This window comes from Pseudomonas sp. PS01303 (assembly GCF_029959385.1).
Classification (GTDB): Bacteria; Pseudomonadota; Gammaproteobacteria; order Pseudomonadales; family Pseudomonadaceae; genus Aquipseudomonas; species Aquipseudomonas rustica.
In genome coordinates, this window is sequence record NZ_JASCPK010000003.1 from 69,996 (window position 1) to 83,893 (window position 13,898).

Genomic DNA, 13,898 nt, shown 5'->3' on the forward strand with positions numbered 1-13,898 from the left:
GTCAGAATGAATCAATGGACATGACCAGTGTGCTTATCTCAAAAAACGTGCTTGCGCGGCTGCTGACGCAGCGAGCAACTGAGATTGAGTAACTGCTGCCGCATCAATGAATGCTTGTCTGATCTATGCGAGGTTGTTCGCTGGCCGCTCCCGATTTTCTACTTTCAGTCAAACGCTGAACATTGAGCAAGATTTGTAGGGCAGACGCCTACGGTGAAACGGCGTGTGTCCGTGCAGATTTCGTGCAGGAAAAACGCACGGCCTGTCCGATTATTTGATAAGAAGCCCTGGCGCGAAATCAAAAAAAGCCTGTTAAAACAACTTGAGAGACTACTTGCGCTTTTTTATGTGTTTTAGTTATATCGAGGGATAGAGGCCGTCGCTCTCGCCACATAATCGGCTTAGCGGTTTTAAGCGGGAGTAGTTTGACAATCGTTTTGATTTGACCCTATAAAACACGCTCACATTCTTTATTTGGGTTTTTTCCATGAAAGCGATGGTTTATTACGGTGAAGGCGACATTCGTTTGGAAGAGCGCGAAAAGCCAAAATTGCTTGCACCCACTGATGCGATAATCCGCATGACGAAAACCACCATTTGCGGTACGGATCTTGGCATATGGAAAGGTAAAAATCCCGAGATTGAGCAAGCGGCAAAAGATAAAACAGGAAGCTTTAATGGTCGCATTTTGGGTCACGAAGGCATCGGCGTCGTTGAAGAAATAGGCGATGCCGTAGGTAAATTCAAAAAAGGCGACAAGGTCATTATCTCCTGCGTGAGCCGGTGCGGCATTTGTGAGAACTGCCAAAAGCAACTATACGCCCACTGTCGCAATGGCGGCGGGTGGATCATGGGCTACATGATCGACGGCACTCAGGCAGAATTTGTGCGCACTCCCTTTGCAGACAATTCGCTGTACCTCCTGCCAGAAGCCCTCAACGAAGATGTTGCCGTTTTACTTTCTGACGCCCTACCAACCGCACATGAAATCGGTGTGCAATACGGCAATGTTCAGCCGGGCGATACCATCGCCGTCATTGGCGCTGGGCCCGTTGGCATGGGTTGTGTACTCACCGCTCAGCTGTATTCCCCTTCTAGCATCATTGTCATCGACATGGATGACAACCGTTTGGCCATGGCTCGCGAACTTGGCGCAACTCACACTATTAACTCCGCCCAGGAAGATGCTATCGCCCGCGTGCTAGAGATTACCGAAGGTCGCGGAGTGGATTGCGCGATTGAGGCTGTTGGCCTAGAAGCCACTTGGAATATTTGCCAACACGTCGTCAAAGAAGGTGGACACATTGCGAATGTGGGTGTGCATGGCAAGCCCGTGCAATTTGCGTTGGAGAAGCTCTGGATCAAGAATCTCACCATCACAACCGGCCTCGTAAACGCCAACACCACCAGCATGCTCCTCAAAACTTGCTGCTCCGGCAAACTACCGATGGAAAAGCTCGCCACTCATAGCTTTGGATTTTCCGAGCTGCCCAAGGCCTATGATGTGTTTAAACATGCCGCAGATGAAAAGGCCATGAAAGTCATGATTGACTTCTAAGAGTTCATCCGCAGCAAATAGGTTAACGGTGGATCCAAGCCGCATTGTGTGCGGTGTGGATCTAACCGTGGCGAAACTTATCGAGCCGCCGGTTCCTGCGCGTGGCAAGAAGATTTACGCGCGCCGGACGGGTACCGTTTGCCCACTTGAACCAATGCGACTCGTGTCCGAGACCCTCTTCTACGTGCTGCTCACCGGCCACTACGATTCGTCATCAACTGAGCCCGCGTGATCGAAGAACGGCCCCCCCCCCAGGACAGCCGCTGGATGCAGCTGTGGGGGTCTAAATGCTCAAAGAGACCCACTGTCAATTCGACGCGCAAGATCATTATGGTCTCGCGCGCGATGTCCAAAAGCTCAGTCAGCTGACTTTACTAAAGTCAGCCTGCACCCACTGGTTAGTGTCAATTGCCCTCGTTCAGCTCGCTTCGGGTGCCGGCTTTCCTAATTGCATTCGGGCGTTACTGCGAGCCTAGTGAAGGATCTACTCTGTGCAGCCTGCCAACCTTGAATAGTTTGGGCTTAGTCGCGCCTAACATCTCGAGTAGTCTAGGTGTATGGAACCACTCGCCAATCACGACATAGCAGTGCTCACAGTCGCTCAGGGCCATTTCACAATCAGGTCTGATGCCGCTCTGTAGAGATTCACCATGGACAGCCGACGCCCTCCATTGAAAATCCACGCTGAGTAAGTAGTTCAATGACGTCCATGCCCCCAAGTCGCCTAAGAAAACGTCCTGCAAATTATGATCTCAAGTGGATCATCAAAGCTTTGGGGCAAGGCTTCGATGAAGTGGCCACATCTGACCTATTATGAGTTTCCATTTGGTCGCGCGCTGGCATCGTTCTAATGCTCTCACAGGATCCAAGCAGGTATTCAGACAGTACATGCAAGCGTTTTAGGTGCCTGGCAGGAAGCCGGAGAATTACCAGTGATATCATCATCAACGTCACCAAGGCGGATTGTTGATGTGCTCGCGCTTCACGTTGCTGGCGTGCTGATCATTGGTGACGACGGATTGGTAGCGCTCAATTTGAAGCGAAGCGGAGCAGTTAAGGCTGACATGTAGGGCAGAGACAGGTCTGCGCCCGGGCATCATGCCTTGCGTGATTAAGCCGGCTGCCATTTACGCGGCAGCAACTGATCGATTTCATTCGCCTTTGTGCCGTCAGGCGCTAAAGAACAACCATAAGATGCGCGTGCGGATAATCACCATTCAGGCGCGCTGACTCAGCACATCCCTAAGATCAAATAGCTAGGCGCAGTGCGGCTTTGCCGCACCGAACAGGCAACCTTTTGGGCCAGCGCATCTCCTGTACCCGCATGTATGTCTGTGGGGTCGGATCGTATACCGATGGAGTACATGCGGATCATTGGGCAAGGCCTCTGATAACTCGATCGTAACCATCCGGATCAGAGGCTGGCCATTTCACGGTACTTGATTTATCGCCATGGGCTAGCGAGATGAGCACTATCTTTTCCGTTGCGCGCTTGGGTGCGGCTTTTACGGGTAGCGGAGCGAAGCACTATGATTCTTTCGGGCTTCAAGGTGGTACACGATGATCGCGGCAAATAGTGTAATGATGGCGAAAATCGTCATCAGGTCGGTACTGAAACAAGCATAGAAAATAGTAGCGGACAACCCCAGAGTGGCATAGCCGCATGCAACGCCACCTTTGGCAGTGTACCCACGATGCTTCGCGCCTTCTTTATGGTGCAGGCGTAGATAGGCCAGCGTGGTGACCGCATAGGCGCCAGTGAAAAGCACGACCATGGCGAGCAGTATGCTTTCAGCCGGGGCGAAGGAGATACCAAAACCCATTACCATGACCAGCCAGAGCGCCCTTGCCGGGATCCCTCTCTCCGTACTCTGCGCGAACATAGCAGGGAAAAACTGGTTGCGGGATAGGTCGAAGAGCTGACGAGATGCCGAATAAGACAAAGAGAAGAAGCTTGCAATCAGCCCAAATATTGCACCTAAACCGATCACCGTATGCAGCCCGGAAAAACCTCCGACATCTAAAGCGGCAAGCAATGGATCTCCTGCGCTTTTGAGTACCTCCACACCAGCAAGACTTGGAGCACCAAGCAATACGCCGGCGGCGGTGATGACTAGCACAACGATTGCTAACATCAACCCCCTAGGGATATCCCTAACAGGGTTGCGGGCCTCTTCCGAGGCAGTGACAGCCTGCTCGACTCCTACGAACATCCACAGCGCGTAAGGTAGTGCCTGAACCACGCCACTAAATGAAAGCACTGAGCCATCATCAGCTAGTTTTCGTAAGTCCAGGTGCGTCAGGCTGACTCCTGAGAAAATCAGCAATGTCATAACCGCGATCAAACCGGCGATTAGGATCACCCACATGGACTCTTTTGTTCCATACAAGTGCAGACACAGCACACCCGAAAACAGCAAAACCTTTATGAGCGTGCCGTCGAGTCCAAGCAGAGATTGTCCATATGCGCTGATAAACTCGCTGACAATGCCCGTACCCGCTATCAATGCGATGGCCATTGAAACATTTATTAGTCCGCCGGGAAGCCTTCCGAAAGCCAGCGTGGAAAATTTGGCAAGTCCCCCTGCACTGGGCCAGGTGCTGCCCATTTCTGATACAAGCTGCAGAAAACCGATGTAGAAGGCAAACATCACCACCGTGCCGACCAACATATTTTTCCAGCCATAGCTAAGTCCCAGATTCCACCCTGAAAATTGCCCAGCGATCACGATTGAAACCCCCAGCATAGCGATCATCGGCCAGCCAAGTTTATGTTGAGATCCCGACATGAAGCCTCCAAATGCGCGCCCACGTAGCGGAACGCTACGTGGGGCTAAAAATGAATTAAAGTGCTGGCAGGCAATAAGTAGCTTTGTGGGCAGTACGAGTTATTTTATGTGCACAGTGTTGGAGTTTTTATGCGAAGCGGCTGTATCGATATGGTGTTGGATCGACTATGGGCGACGTATTGGTTATCAAGTCTGCAGCAAGATAACCTGCAGCCGGCGATGTGCCGAAGCCGTGACCGGAAAAACCAGTGGCAAGGGTCAGGCCAGGTATCGCTGAAATCGGACTAATCACCGGATTGCTATCTGGAGTTACGTCGATCACCCCAGCCCAGCTTTGTTCTATTTGAGCTTGCGCAAATGCGGGCCAGGCCCCGATCAGGTTGCGCATGGCCTCCTGGTTTAAAGACTCGTTTACCTTAGGACTCATCGTCCGCACTTTTTCAAATGGCGAAACAGCACTGGGTGACCATCGGCGGGCCAAGCGCAGATCATCTAAGAAGTAGCGATTTAGCCCCACGCGCAAGTAGCCTCTTGAAGACCTGAGTTGCGGCAAAAAACGTCGACCGGTAAGAAGATGATCAAGCGTCAGAGGGGCGTCCAATGCGCCTCTCTGCATGATGATGTAACCACCATCGATATGCTTACGAAATGAAAAGTCCGGCGCACCTACTGCGATTTCAGTTGGGCCCTGCATGGCCTTGGTTTTCAGGACAGAAGCCACAAGCGGCAGCGTTGGCAGGTCTAAGCCTAGATTGCCCATAAACCGCCGTGACCATAAGCCGGCTGCGAGCAACACATGCTCGCATCGAATCTCTCCGCGTTCGGTGATAACACCGCTGACTCGGCCAGCCGACTTCACTATTGACCGCACGGCGCAACGTTCAATGATGATGGCCCCCCTCGCCATTGCGCCTCTCGCAATAGCGCTGCCCGCTAGTGTTGGCTCAGCTCGCGCATCAGATGGTGTATATACCGCTCCTGCCCAAGATCCGATTCCACCTGGGACTAACTTAGCCAGTTGCTCGCCACTTAAGATTCGAGTGTCCAAATCGAACGCCTTAACCGACTCTAGCCATCGCTCATGGGTCGACAATTGCTCAGCAGTACGCGCAGCGAACATGATGCCTTTGCGCCGAAAGCCCACATCATGGCCAGTACGCTGTGGCATCTCCTCCCACAATCGCTCAGCGGCGAGCGCCAATGGCATATCTTCAGCCAGACGGCTGGTCTTGCGCACCCAGCCTAGGTTCCGGGAAGACTGCTCTCCCAATAACGTGCCCTTTTCAAGAACTACAACAGGGATGTTCCGTTCGGCGAGACTCAGTGCCGCGCTAAGCCCGACAATTCCTCCACCAATCACTACAACCATCGTGGAGTGCGGAAGCTCTGAGTGTGTTTCAACTGGTGAAATCAAGGGCGACATATCGCTCCCCTTTATTCCAAATAATATTATCGAAGAGAGGGAGTGCTACCTGTTGATTCGACGAAGATCGGCTTCCATCCTGGATGCTCCTCTGTAGGCCGTAACCTCGATCTCGATTTTGTAAATGTCTGCTCCGAGGGGGGGGCAAGTAACAGTCATGGCAGGATCAACCCCTCTGAAGGTTGCGCCGATTACGTCCAGCGCCAATGGAATATCTTCAGGGTTTTGAATATATACGCGGGAGACAACGACGTCTGCGATGCAAGAGCCAACCGCTTGCAAGGCTGCTTCTAGGTTTTCAAAAACTTGAAGGGCTTGCTCTACGAAATCTTCCGGGATCTGCCGCGTTACCGGGTGACGCCCAGCTGTGTTCGAGACATAAACCCAATTATCGACTGCAACTGCCCGTGAATAGCTGGCCTTTTCCTCGAAGGCCGAACCAGATTTCAGCTTAATCAATTTGCTCATTTCACTGTGCTCGCATAATCGAAGAAAGAGTGCACCGGGGACACCCCTGTGCAAGGGACGCTCAGCGTAGCGCCGGCGTTTCCCAAAGGTTCAGCTTTACTCCGATGCCGCGTTCCAGAGCGTTGCGATACACCACTGTTCCCCATGCAACATCTTCTACGGGCATGCCACCGACGGACATTATGATGATTTCATCATCGTGGACGCGGCCAGGGGTGACGCCAGCGACTATCTTGCCAATGTCTTCCAGTTCATCGCGGGTCATCTTGCCGTCTGCAATCATGTCCATGAAGTACACGCCAATGATAGGAATGTGGTTGTGTGCAGGTTTGGGCATCTCTTCATACCAAGCGTCGTACAGCCCAGTGTTATCGAGCACCTTACGCACATCATTACGCTCCAGACCTTCGTCGATACGACACAGGGCGGGCATCACGAGGAAAGCGCCTGGCTTGACCCACTCGCGCTTCACCTCAGGGTATTTGGATGCGTCTCCAAACTCTCCTGAGTTGCAATAGGTCACGATGTCGGAGTCTCTAACCACTTCTTCAATGGACTCAACGATGCTGACGGTGGTGATCTGCGGATAAGTGGCATGTACCCATGTGATGAAGTCGTCGATGCTCTTCTGCCCCCGGCCCTTAACCTTGATGGTATCGATAAGTGGACAGGTGGCCATGAAAGCGGCTATCGACGTTTTGCCCATTACTCCTGGGCCGAGCAAACCGATGGTTTTGGAGTCCTTGCGGGCTAGATGCCGAGCGCCGACGCCGGGGACTGCGCCGGTGCGATAGGCCGACAGCAAATTTGCAGACATGTGAGCCAAAGGCGCGCCAGTGTCTGCGTCGTTGAGTGTAAACATCAAAATGGATCGTGGCAGACCTTTCTCTTTGTTCTCAATGTTGGAACCGTACCACTTTACGCCAGCGGTACCGAAGGTGCCTCCCAGATAAGCAGGCATAGCCATCATCCGGCGCTCGTTTGTTGGCTTGGGCATGTTCGGAAACGGCGAGTTTTCGGGAAAGGTAATCATTGCGCCATGGGAGTCATTGTTGGCCCCGGCCATGCGGTAGTCGCCGGCATAGAGCAGGCCGAACATTTCTTCCATCGTATCAACGCACTGCAACATGTCCGTGACCCCGGCGCGAATCATGTCTTGCTCAGACAAATAGATAAAATCGATCTTGGTTTTGCTCATGAAAGCTCTCCTGCTTCGCTTGAAATCGCCCTATAGGCATTCGGGGCGCTTGGCCGAAGGCATCGACCTAGGCGCTTGTGGCCTATTAAGAAATGGAGAGGGCGGGCTTGTATTGAAGATTTCCGACACGCATGCGGGCTCGGCTTCCTCGAATACGGATTGGCATCGTTTGTGCTTTTGCCAACATATGAGCAAGGGGGTCAACGCATGCACACGCAGCGCGCAGTTTCAAATTTCTGCCTTGAGCAGCCATGGTTCGTTTTCAATGCTACGCAGCGTTATTGTGTCGCTGAGTCTATTGATCCACGGATTTCCCACTTTTACAGCTTTGTCGTTGACCGTTCCGACTCGAGAGCACTGGCGATACCTGATGGTTGCGTAGATATTATATTTGACTGTGACGGGAACAATCCTAGTGCCCGGGTGTGCGGAAGTCCGGCTAAAGTTCGGCAGTTCGATCTGCAGCAGGGTCATAGATATTTTGGCGTGCGCTTCTGTTCGGGATACACACCTACGTTTCTTACGATGTCGGCCTGTGAACTCAGAGACCAAGAGTTTGAATTGAGCCACGCGATGAACGGGGCTGAGGAATTTCTTGAGCTGATGGTTATCCATCAGTCATTCGATAAACTGTGCAACGGCGTGGATAGTTACCTCAGGGACTGTCTGCGCCTCCCTGCTGCGGGCCTAACCGAATGCTTGCTGACGATGATAAAGCAGCACCGAGGTTGTCTTGCGATGAGCGATCTTGAGCGAAGATTTTCTTGCACTGGACGCACGATTCAACGCCAGTTCAAAGAATGCACGGGAATGTCACCAAAATCATTCAGCCGGATCGTCCGGTGCTACGAAGCGCTGAAGCTGCTTGAAAAGCAGAAATCCAGCACCTTGGATATCGCTTTGGAGTTAGGCTTCAGCGATCAATCGCATTTCCAGAGAGAATTCAAAGAGTTAGTGAGCATTACACCTCTTGACTACGTCAAACGTGCCGAGGTCAGCGAGTATCTGGCGTGCATCGAACTTGCAGGAGCCAATCGCTCGCTGAGTCGCCCTGTCAGGGTGCAATAAATGACAATTTGAACATTAGTGGTGCGGCCCGCTTTCCTTCATCACGCCAGACCACCTCAATATCGCCAATGCGATCATGTCCGCGAGAGGCACCCGAGTCAGAGCGCTCGAATCCAAACCGATTGTTTTTAGTTGCTCGCCACCTGTACGGGAAAAACGTATTCCAAAAGACAACGGCAAGGAACGCATCACAGGAATTGTCTGGTATGGGAAGTTCAGCTATCGATTGTAGAGCGCGTTGCAATCGCGTCTGCTCAAATGGATGAAGACCAAGTACACAATCTTTACACGTCAAGCGAAGCGTTGACTGTGTCTAATTTGGAGTGAGAATCTGGAGCTGTTCGCGCGTTGGTATTGATTACATGAGTAGAGTGTTTGGCCAAGAGTCGTATGACGCGAGATTTTCACGTACGGTTATGCGAGCAGCCGAGGGGTGAAACTCCCTTTGGCTGCTCGACTTGCAGGCTTACTGCGAAGCGGAGGACACGCAGTTGCGATCATGAGCGTGATCCATTCTGCGAGGCGCGATGGGCATGATTCTTATGCGTGTCCTAAGAGTGTTCATACCAGGCTGTCGAAGAAGAGGGTGAGTGAGGTCGATCAGGTGCTGCTTTAGTGGCAACCGATTTAATCACACAAGACGTAATACCCGGATGCATACTGTTCTCGTCCTACTCGTACGTAACAACCATTCTCAGATGGATATCTTCAAGCCCTGACCAACACTTGAACCAGGGGAGTCGGAATGATGGTGCTACGCCTTTTCATCATGTCGCCAAGGTCAGCCTTGACGTCCCCGGTCTCCTGCCGGTCTGCCTGTTCCATCGCCCCTGTTTCTTGGAAAGCTACGTTTAATCCAGCCACATTGAGCCGAAACTTAATCCAAGAGAGCCTGGATGTAGGTGATGAGGTGACCAAAACTGCTTCATCAAAACTCGTAGGAACTCGAAAGTCCCGTCTCGCTGAATGCCGAAAGCTCGAACAACAGCTCGCTGCCCAGCTCGCCGAGCTTGATGCCATGAAAAATGACTCTGGTTTGAAGGTCGAAATGGCGTTGGAGACCAAACTTCGTGGGTTGCTTGGTGAGTATGGCTATAGCTTACGTGACGTGATCAGTTTGCTAGACCCCGCTGCTGCTCAACGTAGCAATTCAGAACCCTCCTCAGCTTCGCCGAAGAGAGTTACTCGCAAGGCACGCGAGCTGAAGGCCTACATAGTACGCATGACTCATGACTAAAGCCTGGAGGGCTTCTTCGTGTGCTTCTGAGCCATTGCTGCCGCATCCTTGGTCGAAACCCCACCACTAGCACACCATCTTCAGACGGCATTATGGGGCGTACAAGATAGTTGGGTTCAGGGTCACCTGTTATCACCACCATGCAGATTAGTGTAGCGATTTCCTGAGCCAGGCTTCAGGTTCTCTGCAATCGTAATCAGTTGTCCCGTCGGTCTGCCAAACCTGACCGTCCTGACTAGCTCTATGTGGCATGACGCACGACGGACTTTTGCGGAGATGAACCCCCTACCAATCGTCTTAAATTTACATTTTCTAACGATTCTTCCTGAAGGTTTTGGGGGAGGCTGCCGATGTAAATTGAAAGGAGCCACAGATGAGGGCCCTAAACCAATTGAGTATTTCTCGATGTCGAAATCGTTCTTTGGGCGCCGTGATCGCGCAGCGCTAAGCCAGCTGATTTCATCCATTCTTGAAGGGGGCGACCCGCAAGTCTCAGGTTGCGCTGAAGCGCCGAGAGTTCTCGAAGCTTGGAAAGTCTTAAAGGATGACGAAGCCAAAGTAGCGGCACATGTCTCCGCCCTAGAGGCCGAACTTGAATCTGCGCGCTTGCTCTTGAGAGAGGCTTCTGAGAGTGCTGCTGCTCAAGAGATTAGATTTGATCTTGTCAACCGGGCCTCTAGCGAAGGCTTGTGGGACATGGAGGTCATTGCTGGAGATCCAGTAAATCCCAAAAACAGGTTCTGGTGGTCATCCCAGTTTCGAAGTCTCTTGGGGTTTAACGACGAGCGTGACTTCCCAAATGTACTTGCGAGTTGGGCTGATCGCTTACATCCGGATGACAAACAGGCAACGCTGGATGCTTTTGCAAAGCATCTCAATGACAAGTCAGGTCAGACGCCCTACAAGGTCAAAAATCGACTAGCTATGAAAGACGGAAGCTATCGATGGTTTTACGCCCAGGGTGAAACTTTGCGTAACGACCGTGGGATGCCTGTTCGCGTTGCCGGCTCGGTACGTGATATTCACGAAGAGCTTGAAAGGGATCAGATCCATGACGTGATCATCACACGGTTCGAGCTAGCGCGTGAGATGCTCTCAGATGGCCTCTGGGATATGGAGGTTATCGCTGGGGATCCCGTCAACCCTAAAAATATTTTTTGGTGGTCACCGCAATTCAGGAAATTACTCGGCTTCGCCACCGCCGAGGAGTTTCCGGATGTTCTCGATAGCTGGGCATTCAGATTGCATCCTGAAGACAAAGCGCGAACTCTGAACGCGTTTGGCGCTCATTTAACTGACCGGTCAGGGAAAACACCTTTCGACTTAGAGTACCGACTGAAGATGAAAAGTGGTGAGTACCGGTGGTTCAAAGCCCGAGGTCAGACACGACGAGATGCCTCGGGTGCACCGCTGAGAATTGTGGGGGCACTGGTCGATGTAAACCTGCAGCACGAGCAGGATGCGTTGCGTCAGGCGGAGTCCATCCACCAACGCGAACTAGAGGAAAACCTCGCTAATCTCTCACAAATTGTCAGCACAATCCAAAGTATTGCCAGCCAAACTAACCTGCTTGCGCTAAACGCTGCCATTGAAGCAGCGAGAGCCGGTGAGGCGGGCAGAGGTTTTGCGGTCGTTGCAGATGAGGTTCGCAAGCTTGCGACTAGGACGACAGAAGCAACTCAGCAAGCGGCCAGCATGATGGGCAAATAACTCAGTTGTGTGACCAATCTATCGCAAGGACGCGTCTGGTTACTGAAGTGGAATCAGCGGCCAGGGTGTCGCTAGAAACCATTTGAACTCGTACCGCGCTCCAGGTCTGTAAATGACGGTACCTATTCGTGCCGTTGTTATTACGGGTTTCTAGGGGGGGGCGCAATGCCAACACTTTTCGATCCAATTAAGCTCGGTAGCATTTCTTGCAAGAATAGAATCTCCATGGCACCTCTCACACGAAGGCGAGCCACTCGCACGCACATTTCTAATGACCTCATGGCCGACACTCTCGACACCACGCCGTCTCACTGCTAAATCGGTCGTAGGCCTTGATCCGGGGCGAGTGAAAGGGTGGAGCGCGTTGTGAGAAAGTCCAAATTAAAGATCCGTTGAACTCCTAACGTCACCTGATGCTCCATCAATAGTACGAGTCAGTACCTTTATTTCATGCAGTCTTTCAGCGTGAATCAGATGATGCACAGGAGATCCAAATGACACCTACTGAAATGCGTGCCGCCCGGCTGCATGACACCGGCAAGCCCATGGAAATTGAAAGCGTGCCCGTTCCGGAAATTCGCCCCACGGAGGTGCTGGTTAAGGTTGTCGCGTGTGGTGTGGTGCAAAACCTGCAAAACGTGATCGCGGAATGGGACGAAGTGGCACCCGAGCTGCCGCTGCCGAGACTTCCCGCTATCTTTGGCTTGGACGCAACTGGCGTGATCGAATCGGTCGGGTCACAAGTGTATGGCTTCAAACCTGGAGACCGAGTCTACGTAAACCCAGGCCGGTACTGCGGCTCGTGCAGGGCCTGCCAAGTGGGGGAGCCCGTTTCGTGCGACAGCTTCGTTCTAAACGGCTACTTCGGCTTGGGCAAAAATGGCGCGCAGATGTTCGAGGATTATCCCTATGGTGGTCTGTGCGAATACATGCCCGCACCGCAGTACAGCCTTGTTCGACTGCCTGATGCAGTGGATTTCGAAACTGCAACTCGCTTGGGCTATCTGGGGACGGCATATCGCGGTTTGATCCGAGCCAATGCAGGCCCCGGCAAAACTCTTCTCATCAACGGCATCACAGGCACGCTGGGACTGGGCGCAGTGGCCTTGGCCCTGGCGCTTGGTGTGAAAAAAATCCTTGGCACAGCTCGAAACTCGGATTTGTTCCAGAAGGTTCGCGATATGGGGCCTTTAGGGAGAATCGAGATACTTGAGTCTGGTTCGGAGTCCGTGAAAGAGTGGAGCCTGCGAGTGACTGACGGTGAAGGTGTCGACATCGTGCTGGATGCTTTGGCTCCAGGAGCGCCTGCCGAGCCTTTGGTGGAGGGTTTCAAAAGTCTGAATCGAGGCGGTAGGTTAGTAGATGTTGGCGCTGTCCAAGGCGACGTTCCCTTGGACTTGTTCTGGGCGCTTTCAAATGACATCACAATCATCGGATCAAGCTGGTTCACAACGCACCAGAGCCAGACGATGGTTGATATGGCCGGCGCAGGACTCTTGGATCTTGGATTTTACGAGCACAAGGTCTATCCCCTTGAGCAAGTGAACGAAGCTGTTGACGATACCAGCAGTCGCTACGGTGGGTTCACAAACTACGTGATCAAGATGTAATGATTGCCCTGGTTGCCAACCCCTTCATGGGGCTGGCAGCTAAATCGGATTGTCGAAAACTGATTGGCCGACATCCTTCGACAACATCCCGGCAACCTGAGCAACGTCTTTTGAGATTCGCTGGTTAAGAATCCCAAGATCGTCACCGAAAAACGCATGGAAGTAGAGAGGATGAAGTGCCAGCTCCACAAATCGTCTACCTATTGCCAAAGCAAGCTCAGCGCTCAAAGGCTCCTCACCGTTAGTCAACGCGTCCGCAACACTTTGAACACACGCCCCGAAGCCCATTCGAAACGCCTCTTTAGCGATTTCTGGAAAACGATCAGTTTCGGCCAAGGTAATACGCATGATTGAAATGACGTAAGGGGTGAGTGTGGCTTGTGCCAAAGCTGTACCCACCTGCACTAATTTTCTTTCCAGGTTGCCTTCGGCAGGCCCTGTGTCCATGTCTTGAAGAAACGTCTCTACGCACTTGCGCACCACAGCTTCAAACAGCGCCTCCTTGGTTGCATATCGGCTGTACAGCGTGGTCTTGCCCACGTGAGCTTGCTCTGCGACTTGGTCAAGAGTGGCACGTCCGAATCCGTGCTCCAAAAAAATGGCTGTGGCTGCATCAAGAATTCTCCGTTCGACCTCACCCGCCTGGTCAGCGCGCGGACGACCTGGTCTTGGGCGGGGCGAGGGAGGGGGGGGGGTGGCGCGATCTTGTTTCAAACCATCTGTCCGTCTTAAGAAGTGAGTTGCACAGTGTGCCATTTACTGACTGCACTGGGTTGTTAAGGGGCTGACCGATACCGATTAATCAGCGAATCACAAACGAAACGACGAAAGGAATCG

The 13,898-nt window shown here is 52.4% G+C and carries 9 protein-coding genes and 1 pseudogene; 5 read left to right on the forward strand and 5 right to left on the reverse strand.

Going from position 1 to position 13,898, the window contains the following annotated elements; genetic code table 11:
* Positions 1–487 precede the first annotated feature (487 nt).
* The gene (locus QMX93_RS02345; protein ID WP_098949348.1) at positions 488–1,558 is read left to right on the forward strand and encodes a zinc-dependent alcohol dehydrogenase family protein; all 1,071 of its coding nucleotides are present in this window, start codon (positions 488–490) and stop codon (positions 1,556–1,558) included.
* A gap of 1,505 nt (positions 1,559–3,063) precedes the next feature.
* Here QMX93_RS02345 and QMX93_RS02350 read toward each other — a convergent pair.
* The 4 genes from QMX93_RS02350 to QMX93_RS02365 all read right to left on the reverse strand — a co-directional run bounded on the left by QMX93_RS02350 (position 3,064) and on the right by QMX93_RS02365 (position 7,436).
* Entirely contained in the window at positions 3,064–4,347 is a 1,284-nt protein-coding gene (locus QMX93_RS02350) for an amino acid permease (RefSeq protein ID WP_098949346.1), read from the reverse strand.
* Between the two features lie 127 nt (positions 4,348–4,474).
* Positions 4,475–5,770: an FAD-binding oxidoreductase gene (locus QMX93_RS02355; RefSeq protein ID WP_098949345.1), complete on the reverse strand. Its 1,296-nt coding sequence runs from the start codon at positions 5,768–5,770 to the stop codon at positions 4,475–4,477.
* Positions 5,771–5,815: 45 nt separating this feature from the next.
* Positions 5,816–6,238, reverse strand: a complete 423-nt coding sequence (locus tag QMX93_RS02360) for a RidA family protein (protein ID WP_098949344.1) — start codon at positions 6,236–6,238, stop codon at positions 5,816–5,818.
* A 61-nt stretch (positions 6,239–6,299) separates the two neighbouring features.
* Positions 6,300–7,436: a tyramine oxidase subunit B gene (locus QMX93_RS02365; RefSeq protein WP_282352291.1), complete on the reverse strand. Its 1,137-nt coding sequence runs from the start codon at positions 7,434–7,436 to the stop codon at positions 6,300–6,302.
* Positions 7,437–7,643: 207 nt separating this feature from the next.
* Here QMX93_RS02365 and QMX93_RS02370 point away from each other — a divergent pair, with 207 nt between their 5' ends.
* The 4 genes and pseudogenes from QMX93_RS02370 (at position 7,644) to QMX93_RS02390 (ending at position 13,061) form a co-directional block, all read left to right on the forward strand.
* Positions 7,644–8,504: an AraC family transcriptional regulator gene (locus QMX93_RS02370; protein ID WP_098949342.1), complete on the forward strand. Its 861-nt coding sequence runs from the start codon at positions 7,644–7,646 to the stop codon at positions 8,502–8,504.
* A 910-nt stretch (positions 8,505–9,414) separates the two neighbouring features.
* A pseudogene (locus tag QMX93_RS02375) lies at positions 9,415–9,717 on the forward strand (histone-like nucleoid-structuring protein, MvaT/MvaU family); the annotation flags it as partial.
* Between the two features lie 429 nt (positions 9,718–10,146).
* Complete coding sequence (locus QMX93_RS02380) at positions 10,147–11,451, forward strand: PAS domain-containing protein (RefSeq protein ID WP_098949341.1); 1,305 nt, start codon at positions 10,147–10,149, stop codon at positions 11,449–11,451.
* A gap of 494 nt (positions 11,452–11,945) precedes the next feature.
* On the forward strand, positions 11,946–13,061 hold the full coding sequence (locus QMX93_RS02390; RefSeq protein ID WP_098949340.1) for an alcohol dehydrogenase catalytic domain-containing protein: 1,116 nt from the start codon (positions 11,946–11,948) through the stop codon (positions 13,059–13,061).
* A gap of 39 nt (positions 13,062–13,100) precedes the next feature.
* Here the strand turns inward: QMX93_RS02390 and QMX93_RS02395 are convergent, their stop codons facing one another.
* Positions 13,101–13,817, reverse strand: coding sequence for a TetR/AcrR family transcriptional regulator (locus QMX93_RS02395; protein ID WP_098949339.1), 717 nt, complete (start codon positions 13,815–13,817; stop codon positions 13,101–13,103).
* Between the last annotated feature and the right edge of the window lie 81 nt (positions 13,818–13,898).